11 protein-coding genes and 1 tRNA gene are annotated in these 13,826 nt (G+C 71.9%); 8 read left to right on the plus strand and 4 right to left on the minus strand.

All coding sequences use genetic code 11. The features are described 5' to 3' along the window. Window positions 1-25: 25 nt before the first annotated feature. Window positions 26-1,210, minus strand: a complete 1,185-nt coding sequence (locus tag GT042_RS35825) for an alcohol dehydrogenase catalytic domain-containing protein (protein ID WP_161312844.1) — start codon at window positions 1,208-1,210, stop codon at window positions 26-28. Window positions 1,211-1,633: 423 nt separating this feature from the next. Beyond that, window positions 1,634-1,706 (minus strand) — tRNA-Arg (locus tag GT042_RS35830). A gap of 318 nt (window positions 1,707-2,024) precedes the next feature. Here GT042_RS35830 and GT042_RS35835 point away from each other — a divergent pair. From GT042_RS35835 to GT042_RS35865, 7 genes are all read left to right on the plus strand, one after another. Next, complete coding sequence (locus tag GT042_RS35835) at window positions 2,025-3,857, plus strand: GTPase domain-containing protein (protein ID WP_161312857.1); 1,833 nt, start codon at window positions 2,025-2,027, stop codon at window positions 3,855-3,857. Next, entirely contained in the window at window positions 3,841-5,835 is a 1,995-nt protein-coding gene (locus tag GT042_RS35840; RefSeq protein ID WP_345944043.1) for a GTPase, read from the plus strand. The genes GT042_RS35835 and GT042_RS35840 overlap by 17 nt, the downstream gene beginning before the upstream one ends. 225 nt (window positions 5,836-6,060) lie before the next feature. Next, a complete protein-coding gene (locus tag GT042_RS35845) occupies window positions 6,061-6,600 on the plus strand; it encodes a single-stranded DNA-binding protein (RefSeq protein WP_161312845.1) in 540 nt (179 codons plus the stop codon). 248 nt (window positions 6,601-6,848) lie between these two features. Next, window positions 6,849-8,375: a Cys-Gln thioester bond-forming surface protein gene (locus tag GT042_RS35850; RefSeq protein ID WP_345944044.1), complete on the plus strand. Its 1,527-nt coding sequence runs from the start codon at window positions 6,849-6,851 to the stop codon at window positions 8,373-8,375. Between the two features lie 253 nt (window positions 8,376-8,628). Then, on the plus strand, window positions 8,629-10,293 hold the full coding sequence (gene ettA / locus GT042_RS35855) for an energy-dependent translational throttle protein EttA (RefSeq protein WP_161312847.1): 1,665 nt from the start codon (window positions 8,629-8,631) through the stop codon (window positions 10,291-10,293). A gap of 1 nt (window position 10,294) precedes the next feature. After that, window positions 10,295-10,792 carry a thioesterase family protein gene (locus GT042_RS35860; protein WP_161312848.1) on the plus strand — a complete coding sequence of 166 codons (498 nt, stop codon included), beginning with the start codon at window positions 10,295-10,297 and terminating at the stop codon, window positions 10,790-10,792. Continuing rightward, window positions 10,789-11,484, plus strand: a complete 696-nt coding sequence (locus GT042_RS35865) for a hypothetical protein (RefSeq protein ID WP_161312849.1) — start codon at window positions 10,789-10,791, stop codon at window positions 11,482-11,484. Before GT042_RS35860 ends, GT042_RS35865 begins: the two co-directional genes overlap by 4 nt. Before the next feature lie 121 nt (window positions 11,485-11,605). Here GT042_RS35865 and GT042_RS35870 read toward each other — a convergent pair whose 3' ends face one another. Then, window positions 11,606-12,010, minus strand: coding sequence for a globin (locus GT042_RS35870; RefSeq protein ID WP_161312850.1), 405 nt, complete (start codon window positions 12,008-12,010; stop codon window positions 11,606-11,608). A gap of 130 nt (window positions 12,011-12,140) precedes the next feature. Between GT042_RS35870 and GT042_RS35875 the strand changes: the two genes are divergently transcribed. Beyond that, complete coding sequence (locus tag GT042_RS35875; protein ID WP_161312851.1) at window positions 12,141-13,193, plus strand: methyltransferase domain-containing protein; 1,053 nt, start codon at window positions 12,141-12,143, stop codon at window positions 13,191-13,193. Here GT042_RS35875 and GT042_RS35880 read toward each other — a convergent pair. Next, window positions 13,174-13,826 (minus strand): FHA domain-containing protein (locus tag GT042_RS35880; protein ID WP_161312852.1); only part of this gene is annotated, 653 nt, incomplete at its 5' end. The genes GT042_RS35875 and GT042_RS35880 overlap by 20 nt on opposite strands.

Consider the following 13,826-nt stretch of genomic DNA (forward strand, 5'->3'; position numbering starts at 1 on the left):
GGCGTACAGCCGGGCGTACGCGGGGTCAGGGGATGAGAAGCGTCTTGACCATGCCGTCCGCCTTGTCCTGGAAGGTCTGGTAGGCGCGCTCCGCCTCTTCCAGGGGCAGATGGTGCGTGGCGAAGTCGTCGACTCCCAGGGGGTCGCTCTCGTTCAGCAGCGGGAGGATGTCGTCCACCCAGTGCTTGACGTTGGCCTGGCCCATGCGGAGCTGGATCTGCTTGTCGAAGAGGGTCATCATCGGGACCGGGTCGACGGCACCGCCGTAGACGCCGATGACGGAGATCGTTCCGCCGCGCCGCACCACGTCGACGGCGAGGGTGAACGCGCCCATGTCGTCCAGCCCCGCGTGCTCCATCAGCTTCTGGCCCAGGGTGTCGGGAAGGACGTTGGCGAGTTTCTGCGCGGCGCCGGCGGCTCCCGCTCCGTGGGCTTCCATCCCGACCGCGTCGATGACGGCGTCGCTGCCCCGCCCGTCGGTCAGGCGCCGGATCTCGTCACCGAGGCCGTCGCCGAACTCGTCGAGGTCGAGGGTGTGCACGCCGCGTGCGCGTGCCCTGGCCAGCCGCTCGGGGACGAGGTCGACGCCGATGACCTGTCCGGCCCCGCGGTGCAGGGCGATCCGGGCGGCCATGTCCCCGATGGGGCCGAGGCCGAGGACGCACACACTGCCACCGGGCGGGATCGCCGCGTACTCGACGGCCTGCCACGCTGTCGGCAGGACGTCGGACAGGTAGACGAACCGGTCGTCCGGCGGGCCGTGCTCGACCTTGACCGGCAGCGTGTTGCCGAAGGGGACACGCAGGAACTCCGCCTGCCCGCCGGGGACTTCTCCGTACAGCTTGGAGAACCCGAAGAGCGAGGCTCCCGTGCCGCGTGCGCGCACCTGGGTCGTCTCGCACTGGGAGTACAGCCCCTGACGGCACATCCAACAGGTACCGCAGGAGACGTTGAACGGCACAACCACCCGGTCACCCGCCGACAGCGCCGTCACCTCGGGGCCGACGTCCTCCACGATGCCCATCGGTTCGTGGCCCAGGATGTCGCCCGGCTCCAGGTAGGGCCCCAGAACCTCGTACAGATGCAGATCCGAGCCGCAGATGCCGGTGGACGTCACCCGGACCACGATGTCGGTCGGATCCACGATCCGCGGATCCGGCACCGTCTCGACACTGACCTCGCCCTTGTCCTGCCAGGTCAAAGCCCTCATCACGCCTCCAAAGGTCTCCGTCCCCCCACGCGCGCGAACGCGCCTCCCCTCTCTTCCGGTATACGCCACCCGTTGGGGAACGGCGCGCGGAGTACGGGATCGACGCCGGGCGTCATTTGTTGACGGCGACCCGGACCTCCTGACCTTGGGGTCCACGGCGTCCGGGGCGACCATTCCGGCCTCCACCCCGGGTCGTGAGGCAGGTGAGGACGGCCTTGCCGATGTTCTCCGCCTGCGGGCCCTTCCGGCCCTGGGACGAGTGCCCGTAGAAACCCGGTTCCAGCCAGCGCCGAGCGGACTGCCGGGCATCCCTGACCGCGGCGGCGCTCCTCTGATGTGGGTCTTACGCGGGGCCCGCTACGCTGCCTCTGACCTGCGGAAAGGCTCTCCCTGGGGGAGAGCGGCGCTTCGCGCGTAGAAATGTGCCCCCGGCAGGACTCGAACCTGCGGCCAAGTGCTTAGAAGGCACCTGCTCTATCCACTGAGCTACGGGGGCCGGACGAGCGGCCTCGGGTGTCCCGGAGCCCCCGGCGGGTGGTTCCGTGACCTTGCCGGGACAAGGATAGGGCTCCGATCCCCCTGACCCGGTTGCTTCACGTGCGTGGCACGATGTGGAGGTTCAGTGAAGCGAACCGATAATCGCAGGCAGGTGCGAATCCCGCACCGCTTTTTCGCTCTCGCGCCACGGGTGTTGTGCACTCGTTATGCCTGTGTCCCACTCATCCCGTCTGTCCCGAGTGTCTGATCGGCGCGCAGAGATGTCCATACGCTTCAAAAAGCCGCTAAAACCGGGCATTCTTCGCATGTGGTGACCTTGGATGTACGCCCCCAGCTGATCGACGCACTCTCCGCGCTGCGTGACCGTGTCGCGGCGGTGCGTCTTCCACTGCCTCTTCCCGGGGCGCCGCGGGCCCGGCAGACCCGGGCCGAGCTGCTCGCGCAGCTCGACGACTACCTGTTGCCCCGGCTCCGGGAGCCCGACGCCCCGGTGCTCGCCGTCGTCGGCGGGTCGACCGGCGCCGGCAAGTCCACCCTCGTCAACTCCCTTGTGGGGCGGCGCGTGAGTGAGGCGGGAGTGCTGCGGCCCACCACGCGTACTCCCGTCCTGGTGTGCCATCCCGACGACCACCACTGGTTCGCGGGCATGCGCATCCTGCCGCACCTCACCCGGATCTGGCTGCCGGAGGGGGAGGACGGGGACGAGGCGGACGTGGAGGTGGAGAGCGGGGACGGGAGAAGCAGGGACGGGACATCGGTCGGGCGGGAGGTCGGGCGAGACCTCGGGCGAGACGGTGGACTGGGGGGTGGGCACGGGATCGGGTCAGGTGTTGGCGCCGGTGGCGGCACCGGCATCGGCCGCGCCTTCGGGGCCGCCGGCGTACACCCCCGGCCCTTCGGCCGTACCGGCCGGGGCGGGAGACCCGCCGGACGTGAGAGCGCCGGCGCCGACTCCCTCCGTATCGACACCGCCGCCACCCTGCCCCGCGGCCTCGCGCTCCTCGACGCGCCCGACATCGACTCGCTCGTGGTGGAGAACCGGGTGCTGGCCGCCGAGTTGATCTGCGCCGCCGACGTCTGGGTCATGGTGACCACCGCCAGCCGCTACGCCGACGCCGTGCCATGGCATCTGCTGCGTACGGCCAAGGAGTACGACGCCTCGCTCGTCACCGTCCTCGACCGCGTCCCCCACCAGCTGGTCGAGGAGGTGTCGCGGCAGTACGGGGCCCTCCTGACCAGGGCCGGCCTCGGGGACGTACCCCGCTTCACGATCCCCGAGCTGCCCGAGTCGGCCGGCGGCGGCAGCGGACTGCTGCCCACCACCGCCGTCGCCCCGCTGCTCGCCTGGCTCGCGCACCGGGTGCGGGATCCGGCGGCCCGTCAGCAGGCCGTCGTACGGACCGCGTCGGGGGTCATCGACTCGCTGGATGTACGGATGCCGGAGCTGGCGGGCGCGGTGGCCGCGCAGTACGCGGCGTCCGTACGGCTCATGGCCGCCGTGGAGGACGCGTACACCGCCGAGGGCGAGCGGGTGCGCCGTCAGCTCCAGCGCGGCGCCGTCCTGGCCGGGGACGCGCGCACCCGCTGGCGGGGCTATCCGAGGGACAGTTCGTCGCGGGAACTGCTCGACTCGCTCGTGGAGAGCCTCGGCGCGCTCCTCCAGTGCGCCGTCGCCGCCGCCGACGAACGGGTGGAGGAGGCCTGGCGGCGTGAGCCGGCCGCCGGGGGCGTCGACGTGTCGGGCGCGGACGGCGAGGTCACGGAGCGGATCGGGATGGCCGTACGGCGCTGGCGGCGCGTCCTGGAGGAACTGGCCGAGGACGAGGTACGGCAGCTGGAACGCAGCGCCGCGCCCGAACCCGAAGCCGTCGCCGCCCTCCTCGCGACCGCCCTCCTAGGAGGGCGTCGCGCCCGGGTCGCGGGGGAGCGCCTCGCCGAGAGCGTCGGGGCGCAGGCCGCGCTGCGGCTGCGCGACCGGGGCGCCGAGCTGGTGACGACGTACATCGACCGTGTCCTGCACGGGGAGCGCGACCGGCGGCTCGCGCCCATCGACGCCCTTGAGGTGACCCCGGAGCCCCAGGCGGAACTGATCGCCGCGCTGTCCGTGCTCCAGAAGGAAAGCAGGAGGAAAGGTGACCGACGTGACTGACGTGAACGCCGCCGTGGATGTGACGACGGACGCGGGGGACGGAGACAGGGAGAGGGACCGGGACAGGGACGGGGACAGGACGGAGGGGACGGGGAAGCGCGTCGGCCGGTGGGACGACGGGCTGATCGCGCGCCGGGCGGGAGAGCGTGGTGCCAGGGGGCGTGCGGGCGGCCGGTCCGGGCCGGACGCTCTTGCGGACGGCTTCACGGACGGGTTCACGGACGGTCTGACGGGCGCTCTGACGGACCGGCAGGGCGGCGTTCGTGACGTGCGCGACGTACGTGCGCACGGACTGACCGACGGATCCGGCGGCCCGGACGGCCTCGACGGCCCTCACGGCGCCTCCGGCGCGCTCGGGGCGGGTGAGACCCACACGCCCATCGGCGGGCCCTACGGCGGCGCCCTGCGGGTCCGGCTCGACGCCCTGGGCGAGCTGGTCGGCCTCTCCCGTACCCGCCTCGAAGGGTCCATCCTCGCCGAGGCGGGCCGCGTACTCGACGAGGCGTCGGCCCGGCAGCGGCTGTCCTCGCGCCACACCGTCGTCGCCATCGCGGGCGCGACCGGCAGCGGCAAGTCGACGCTGTTCAACGCCCTCGCCGAAGTGCCGATCTCGGAGACCGGGCTGCGCCGCCCCACCACCTCCGCGCCGATCGCCTGCACCTGGTCGGACGGCGCGGCAGGGCTGCTCGACCGGCTCGCCATCCCGGGACGGCTGCGCCGCAGGCCGCTGGCGGGCGGGGACGGCGACGAGGAACTGCACGGGCTCGTCCTGGTGGACCTCCCCGACCACGACTCGGCCGTCACCCGCCACCGCGACCAGGTGGACCGGGTGCTGGGGCTCGTGGACGCCGTGATCTGGGTGGTCGATCCGGAGAAGTACGCGGACGCCGCGCTCCACGAGCGCTATCTCCGCCCGCTCGCGGGCCACGCCGAGGTCACGTTTGTCGTGCTCAACCAGATCGACCGGCTGCCCGGCGACGCCTCCCACCAGGTGCTCGACGACCTGCGCAGGCTTCTTGACGAGGCCGGCATGGCCCTGGGCGAGCACGGCGAGCCGGGCGCCACCGTCCTCGCGCTCTCCGCGCTCACCGGACAGGGCGTGGGCGAACTGCGCGAGCTCCTGGGCCGGTTCGTCCAGGAACGGAACGCCGCCGCGCGCCGTCTCTCCGCCGACGTCGACGCCGCTTCCGTACGGATGCGCTCGGCGTACGTCGCCGACGGGCACCCCGGTCTCGGTGAGCGCTCGCGCGAACAGTTCGCGGACCGGCTGGCCTGGGCCGTCGGCGCGGTGGCCGCCGGTGAGGCGGCGGAGCGCGAGTGGCGCAGGAACGCGGGGCGTGCCTGTGGCACGCCGTGGCTGCGGCTGTACCGCTGGTACGAGCGCAAGCGCACGCCCGGGGGTGAGGTCACGTCGTCCGAGGTGCTGGTGGAGGAGGAGCTGACGGCCCGCCAGCGGGTCGAACAGGCGGTCCGTACCGTGTCGGAGGAGGCGTCCGCCGGTCTGCCCGCGCCGTGGGCGCACGCGGTGCGTGAGGCGGCCGTACGGGGCGCGGAGGGGCTGCCGGAGGCGCTGGACGAGCTGGCGGTGACGGTGGGGGCGCCGACGGGCCGCCCGCCGCGTCCGGCGTGGTGGCCGGCCGCCGTCCTGGCCCAGGCGTCCATGACGCTGCTCCAGATCTTCGGCGCGCTCTGGCTGATGGGACAGATCGTCGGCGTCCTGGAACCGGGGCTGTTGCCGCCGGTGCTGGTGATGCTCGCGGGGATCATCGGCGGGCCGTTCGTGGAGTGGGCCTGCGGGGCGGCGGCGCGGGGGCCCGCGCGGCGGTACGGGCAGGACGCGGAGCGGCGGTTGCGGGAGGCGGCGGCCGGGTGCGGGCGGGCGAAGGTGCTCGACCCCGTCTCGGCGGAGCTGATGCGGTACCGGGAGGTGCGGGAGCAGTACGTCACGGTGTCGGGGGTGGTGCCGCTGGCGAGGTGAGGGGCGGTGAGGGGCGGTGAGCGGCGGTGAGGCGCGGTGAGGGGGCCGTACGTCGGGCGTCACAGGGGTGTCCGGGTGCCCGAGGTGACCGGGTGCCCGGGGTGACAGGGTGATGGATTTTTCCACAACTGGCGGGTAATCCACAGGCGTCAGCGGATTCTTTCCGTTCGGCTCAGCATGGGTGGGGTGACATCACGCAATGCAGTCGGACGGAAGTGAGCGGTAATGAGCGACACAGTGGTGACCGTGGTGGGCAATGTGGCGACCGGTGTGGAATTCAGGGAGTCGGCGACCGGAGGAGTGGCGCGGTTCAGATTCGCGGTGACCGGCCGCCGCTGGGACCGGCAGAAGGAGAGCTGGGCGGACGGGCCCACGAGCTTCTACACGGTGTGGGCGTGGCGGACGCTGGGGGCGAATCTGGCGGCCTCGGTCTCCGTCGGGGAGCCCCTCGTGGTGCACGGCCGGCTGAGGGTGCGGGACGAGGAACGGGACGGCCAGCGGCGGACGTTCGTGGACATCGACGCGGTGGCGGTGGGCCACGACCTGACGCGCGGGACGTCGGCGTTCAGGCGTGTGGCCAGGGCGACTCCCTCCTTGACGGAGCGTCACGGCGCCGCGACCCAGGGCCAGGAGGGCGTGCCGCGAACGGATCGGGGGGAGCAGGCGCGGCAGGTACGGCAGGTGCAGGGCCAGCTGCCCGTGCCGGGGGTGGACTCCGGCGCGCGGGAGGAGCCCGTCGGCGCTGGGGTGGGGGCGGGGGCGTAGGGGAGCGGTCCTGGGAGGTGGCTGTGAAGACTTGTCGATACGTGCGGGCGCATGCGGTCGTATTCCAGGGATACGCCGATCTTTCGATAACGATTCCGATTCGGAACGGTTGCCTGGTCGGTTGATTGGGCACCCGCGACACCCGCCGTCCATAGGATTCCCGTGTACTCATGGGGCACTTGAGTCAGTCGGCGAGGCACAACCCCCCACGCGTCCCACGCGAAACTCCTCGCCCGAAGGGGAATTCTGTGGTCTCTGCGATATCCGAGTCACGCGCGCCGTCCGCTTCATCCGGGACGCCCGCGCTGTCCGCCTCCTCCGCCTCCTCCTCGCCGGCCGCGCCGTTCGCGCGTTCCGCGTGGCGCCGGGGTGCCGCCCGGCTCGCCGCCGTCGTGCTGGTCCCCGGTCTCCTCGCGATGGGCACCCTGGCCGGGGCCGCCCCGGCCGCCGCCGACGACGTGCCCCAGCACCAGGGCGGCGCGTCCGCCACGCTCGACGGACTGAAGACCTTCGCCGGAGCCGTGCTCCACACGGACGGCGCGGACCAGGAGTTGCCCGCCGGCCTGTTCGAGATGACGGTGGAGGGCGGCGGCACGCTCAAGACGTACTGCATCGACATCCACAACCCGACCCAGGCGCAGGCGAAGTACCAGGAGACGCCCTGGGCCCAGACCTCGCTGGGCGCCAACGACGACGCGGGCAAGATCCGCTGGATCCTGGAGCACTCGTACCCGCAGGTCGACGACCTGGCGGACCTTGCCGCGGCCGCCAAGACCGGGCCGCTCACCGACCAGACCGCGGCGGCGGGCACCCAGGTCGCCATCTGGCGTTTCTCGGACGACGCCGACGTCGATGCCAGCGACCCGGCGGCGGAGAAGCTGGCCGACTGGCTGGAGAAGAACGCGCGCGACACCCCCGAGCCCAAGGCCTCGCTCACCCTGGAGTCCGCCGCGGTCTCCGGCAAGGCGGGCGAGCGGCTCGGACCGGTCACCGTCCGCACGAACGCCGACCGGGTCACGGTGACCCCGCCCGTCGACGTCGGCGTGGCGGACGTCGCCAGTGCCACGGGCGTGAAGATCACCGACAAGGCGGGCAAGGAGGTCACCACGGCGACCGACGGCTCGCGCCTCTACTTCGACGTCCCGGCCGACGCCGACGACGGCACCGCGTCGCTCGCCGTGCAGGCCACCACCTCCGTACCCGTCGGCCGGGCCTTCGCCGGGGTGACCAGGAGCCAGACGCAGATCCTGGCGGGGTCGAGCGACTCCACGGTCTCGGCGACGGCCACCGCCACCTGGGCGGCGGGCGGCGCCATCCCGGCGGTCTCCGCAGCGAAGAACTGCGCCAGGGGCGGGGTCGACGTCACCGTCGCCAACGAGGGGGACGCGGAGTTCACCTTCGAGCTGACGGGCGACCAACACGCGGTCGCGCCCGGCGAGTCCCGTACGGTCACGGTGCCCGTGGTCGAGGACCAGCCGTACGAGTTCGCGGTGAACGGCCCCGACGGATTCACCAAGACCTTCAAGGGCGTCCTGGACTGCCGCACCACCGGCACCGCACCCCCGCCCGACGAGCACATCACCACCCAGCTGGGCACGGACTCGGCGGGCGCGACCACGGCAGGCCCCCCGGCCAACCTCGCCGAAACAGGCAGCTCCAACGCGACCCCCCTCATCGCGGGCATCGCGATAGCCCTCCTCGCGATCGGCGGCGGAGCGGTCTTCTTCCTCCGCAAGAAGAAGGCCACGCCCTCTTCCCCGACGACCACCGAGTAGTGCCCGGCCGGGCACCGAGCAGGAAACGACACCACCGAGCACCCCCGCTCCTGGCCGAGGTCGGCGAGCGGGGGTGACCGATGTTGACGGAAAGTGACGAGGGTGGCTCTCGGTCATCGCAGGTCAGGAGGGTGCGTCCGGGGTCTGGACGGGCGGTTTCCCCCGGGGGATGGACGTCAGGCAAGATGGGGTGTATCTGCCCTCACGCGGCGGAGCCGCACATTGGCCCTTCTCGATTGCCGGACGGTTTCTCTTGGCTGAGTACATCTACACGATGCGCAAGACGCGTAAGGCGCACGGCGACAAGGTCATCCTCGATGACGTGACGCTGAGCTTCCTGCCGGGCGCGAAGATCGGTGTGGTGGGTCCGAACGGCGCCGGAAAGTCCACCGTGCTGAAGATCATGGCGGGCCTGGAGCAGCCGTCCAACGGGGACGCCTTCCTCTCGCCCGGTTACACGGTCGGCATGCTCCTCCAGGAGCCGCCGCTCGACGAGACCAAGACGGTGCTGGAGAACGTCCAGCAGGGCGCGGCCGAGATCATGGGCAAGCTCCACCGCTTCAACGAGGTCGCCGAGTTGATGGCCACCGACTACTCCGACGCCCTGCTCGACGAGATGGGCAAGCTCCAGGAGGACCTCGACCACGCCAACGCGTGGGACCTGGACACCCAGCTCGAACAGGCCATGGACGCCCTGGGCTGCCCGCCCGGCGACTGGCCCGTCACCAACCTCTCCGGTGGTGAGCGCCGCCGCGTCGCGCTCTGCAAGCTGCTCCTCGAAGCGCCCGACCTGCTGCTCCTCGACGAGCCCACCAACCACCTGGACGCCGAGTCCGTCCAGTGGCTGGAGCAGCACCTCGCCAAGTACCCCGGCACCGTCGTCGCCGTGACTCACGATCGGTACTTCCTCGACAACGTCGCGGGCTGGATCCTGGAGCTCGACCGCGGCCGCGCCATCGGCTACGAGGGCAACTACTCCACGTACCTGGAGAGCAAGCAGGCCCGCCTCAAGGTCGAGGGCCAGAAGGACATCAAGCGCGCCAAGCGGCTCAAGGAAGAGCTGGAGTGGGTCCGCTCCAACGCGAAGGGACGCCAGGTCAAGTCCAAGGCCAGGCTCGCCCGTTACGAGGAGATGGCCGCCGAGGCGGACAAGATGCGGAAGCTGGACTTCGACGAGATCCAGATCCCGCCGGGCCCGCGCCTGGGCAACGTGGTCGTGGAAGTCGAGCACCTCACCAAGGCGTTCGGCGACAAGGTACTCATCGACGACCTCTCCTTCACCCTGCCCCGCATGGGCATCGTCGGCGTGATCGGCCCCAACGGCGCCGGAAAGACCACGCTGTTCAAGATGATCCAGGGCTTCGAGCAGCCCGACTCCGGCTCGATCAAGGTCGGCGAGACCGTCAAGATCAGCTACGTGGACCAGGGCCGCGGCAACATCGACCCGAAGAAGTCGCTGTGGGCCGTCGTCTCCGACGAGCTGGACTACATCAACGTCGGTCAGGTCGAGATGCCTTCGCGCGCGTACGTCTCCGCGTTCGGCTTCAAGGGCCCCGACCAGCAGAAGCCGGCCGGCGTCCTCTCCGGTGGTGAGCGCAACCGCCTGAACCTGGCGCTGACCCTCAAGCAGGGCGGCAACCTGCTGCTCCTCGACGAACCGACCAACGACCTCGACGTCGAGACGCTGTCCTCGCTGGAGAACGCGCTCCTCGAATTCCCCGGCGCGGCCGTGGTCGTCAGTCACGACCGGTGGTTCCTCGACCGGGTCGCCACGCACATCCTCGCGTACGAGGGCAACTCCAAGTGGTTCTGGTTCGAGGGCAACTTCGACTCGTACGAGAAGAACAAGGTCGAGCGCCTCGGCGCGGACGCCGCCCGTCCCACCCGCGCCACCTACAAGAAGCTGACGCGAGGCTGAGATGGCCCGGCACATCTACAGCTGCCCCCTGCGCTGGTCGGACATGGACGCCTTCGGGCACGTCAACAACGTGGTCTTCCTCCGCTACCTGGAGGAGGCCCGCATCGACTTCATGTTCCGGCTGGCGCCCGGGGACGGCTCGCCGTCGTTCTCCGGCGGGTCCGTCGTGGCCCGGCACGAGATCGACTACAAGCGCCCGCTGGTCCACCGGCACGAGCCGGTGATCATCGAGTCCTGGGTGACGGCGATCACGGCCGCGTCGCTGACGATCGCGTACGAGATCAAGGACGCCGAGGGCGCGGACGAGGTGTACGTGAAGGCCTCGACGGTCGTGGTGCCGTACAACCTGGAGGCGGGACGGCCCCGGCGCATCACCGACGAGGAGAAGTCCTTCCTCCTGCACTACCTGGACGACGGCGTGAACGGCACGAGCGGTGTCGACGGCGACGGCGCCGGTGGCAAGCGTGGCAACAAGAAGAAGGATGCTCTCGCGGCATGACATCGCCCGTCCTGACCCTGGACTTCGCCGACGCGAGTGAGGCGGCGGACCTCGCCGCCTTCCTCGGCCGGCTGATCCACTACGACCGCGCCGCGGCGGTCAGGATCCAGGCGGGCGGTGGCGCGCTGGCCGTGTTCGGCAGGCCGGCGTCGTTCGACGTGCTCGCGGTCCGTTCGGCCAGGCTCGCCACCCCGCACGTGCTGGACGTCACCGTCTCCGCGGGTGAACTCCTCGAAGGCATCGGGGAGTCGGCGGGCACGGCCGGGATCCCGGCCGCCGTCACCGGCCCCCCGTGGGCCGGGATGCTGCCGCCGCGCGGCGGCTGGCAGCAGCTCCCCGGGCTGCCGGAGGAGGACGCCATCCGTGGTGCGGTGGCCGCGGCGGTCGGCGAATTCCGGTCCCGGGACGAGCGGTTGGCGCCCGGCGACCGGACCAGGGCCCAGCGGGACCGGATCGGGCGCGAGATCTGGTCCAGGACGCTCGGAGGGACCCCGCTCCCGCTGCGGGCCGCGCACGCGGCCCAGTCGCTCGGATTCCTGCGTCCGGTACGGGCGTTGGTGCCGGCGGGCGGGGCCCCGGAGCAGACGGTCGCGCTGCTCGCGTCCGGCAACTGGCTGCGGCTGCGGACGCAGTACGGTTCGATCGCGGTCCGCAGGGCCGGAGTCGGTGGCCTGTCGGTCACGCCCGCCTGAGGCCGGGCGTCCGGTCTCGGGGCGCCAGGGTCTCGGGGCCTCAGGGTCTCCGAGCCCCAGGGTCCCCGGGCCTCGGCGGCTCCGGGTCTCGGCGGCTCGGGGCCTCAGGGTTTCCGCTGCCTCAGCCCGCCGTGTTCACCATCGACGCGGCCGCGTACGTCAGGTAGTCCCAGAGCTGCTTCCTGTGCTCCTCGGACAGCCCCAGCTCGTCGACCGCCACCCGCATGTGCCGGAGCCACGCGTCGTGCGCGGCCTGGTTCACCGCGAAGGGCGCGTGCCGCATCCGCAGGCGGGGGTGGCCGCGGTGGTCGCTGTAGGTGCGGGGGCCGCCCCAGTACTGCATCAGGAACAGCGTGAAGCGCTCCTCCGCGGGGCCGAGGTCCTCCTCCGGGTACATCGCCCGCAGCTCGGGATCTTCGGCCACCCCCTGGTAGAAACGGTGGACCAGGCGCCGGAAGGTCTGCTCGCCGCCGACCTGCTCGTAGAAGGTCTGCTCCTGAAGCGTGCCGCGCGGAATCTCGTTCACCCCTCCATCGTCTCAGACCCGACCCGCTCCCTGCCTCGGTCCAGCGACCTAGGGCCCGGCTCTCAGGTCAATGCCGCCGTACGGACCCGGCCCACTCGCTTCCCGGGCCCGTACCCAGGACAGTGGAGAGATGGGCGCACACCGGGACCAGGACGTGTACCGACCGGACGAGGCGGCGGCCGGCGAGGCGCGGGCCGCGCTCGTACGGGAGATCGGCCTGTCCGGGGTGCTGGACGATCCGGCCTGGCAGACGGCGTTCGCGCAGGTCCCGCGCCATCTGTTCGTCCCGTACTACTTCGTCGGCAGGCCCGGCGGCTACGACCGGCTCTGGTACGGGGACCTCGATCCCCGGCGCCGGGAGCGCTGGCTGCGCGGGGCGTACGCGGACAGTGCGATCGCGACGCGGGTACGGGACGGCGAGCTGATCTCGTCCAGCAGCCAGCCCTCCCTCATGGCCCGGATGCTGGACGAGCTGGACGTACAGGACGGCAATCGTGTCCTGGAGATCGGCGCGGGCAGCGGATACAACGCGGCGCTCCTCTCCCACCGGCTCGGCGAGGAGAACGTCACCACCGTCGACCTGGACCCGGAGATCACGGAGTCGGCCCGTACTCACCTCGCGACCGCCGGTTACCGGCCCGCCGTCGTCACCGGGGACGGGGTGCGCGGCTGCCCGGAGCGCGCGCCGTTCGACCGGATCATCGCGACCTGCACCCTGCCGTCGGTGCCCGGCGGCTGGCTGGCGCAGTGCGCGCCCGGGGCCAGGATCCTCGCCCCGCTCGCCACCGGGCTGATCGTCCTGAACGCCGGGGAGGCGGGGGCATCGGGGCGGCCGGACTTCGCGGAAGGGCGGTTCCTCCCGACCGCGGCCTTCTTCGTACCGCTGCGGGGGACACCCCAGGGGGTGCCCATGGCGGCACGGCCCCTCGGCGGACTGCCGAAAGGCGTGACCGACAACGACCTCTTCCGCTTCCTGCTCGCGCTCACCGAGGGCAGCCTCGACCCGCACGAGGCGCTCTCCCTCTGGGAGCTGGAGCGGCGCCCGGCCCGTGAGCGGTACGGCGTCACGGTCAGCGGGGGCCGTCAGTGGGCCTGGCTGGACGACCCGGCGGGGCCGTACGTATGGCCGCTCGAACCGACAGGACCGGCCGCCGCCGGGCTGCTCAGCCCCGGCGGACCGTGATCGTCGTCCAGGCGCCGACGTGCACCCGGTCGCCGTCCGACAGCGGGACGGGGACGTAGGGCTGGATCGGGTCCTCGGCGCCGTTGATCGTGGTGCCGTTCGTGGAGTTCTGGTCCACGACGGCCCAGGTGTCGTCCGGCTGGCGGACCAGGATCGCGTGCTGGTGCGAGACCCCGGGGTCCTCCGGCGGGACGGACAGGTCGATGTCGGGGGACTCGCCGGTGGAGTGCCGGCGGCGGCCGATGGTCAGCTGGTTCCCGCCGAGTGTGAGCCGCTGCTCGGGGGAGTACGCGGGCAGATTGAGGCCCGTCGCCTCGGGGCCGCTGCGCTGCATCATCGCCATGAAGTACTCACGGTCGGGCCCGACGACGGCCGTCCACGCGACGGGCGGACCGTACTGCGCGGCAGGCGGGCCGTGCTGTGCGGAGGGCGGCCCGTGCTGCGGCAGCGGCGACTGGCCGGCCGAGGGCGGCGGGAGCATCCAGTCGTCCTCGGCTGTCCCGCGTGACTGCGGCGGCGCGGGCGGGGCCGCGGACTGCTGCTGGAAGACGGGCGGGAGCGGGGGGCCCTGGTGCGGCGGGTACGGCGACGGGGGCGGACCTTGCTGGTGCCCCTGCTGGTGCGGCCCCTGCG

The sequence above is a fragment of the Streptomyces sp. SID3212 genome, from assembly GCF_009865405.1.
Lineage (GTDB): Bacteria > Actinomycetota > Actinomycetes > Streptomycetales > Streptomycetaceae > Streptomyces.

Coding starts and splice junctions, on each gene's coding strand:
- GT042_RS35825 (WP_161312844.1), bottom strand. CDS start 1,210: ATGAGGGCTTTGACCTGGCAGGACAAGGGCGAGGTCAGTGTCGAGACG.
- GT042_RS35845 (WP_161312845.1), top strand. CDS start 6,061: ATGAGCGACACAGTGGTGACCGTGGTGGGCAATGTGGCGACCGGTGTG.
- GT042_RS35860 (WP_161312848.1), top strand. CDS start 10,295: ATGGCCCGGCACATCTACAGCTGCCCCCTGCGCTGGTCGGACATGGAC.
- GT042_RS35865 (WP_161312849.1), top strand. CDS start 10,789: ATGACATCGCCCGTCCTGACCCTGGACTTCGCCGACGCGAGTGAGGCG.
- GT042_RS35875 (WP_161312851.1), top strand. CDS start 12,141: ATGGGCGCACACCGGGACCAGGACGTGTACCGACCGGACGAGGCGGCG.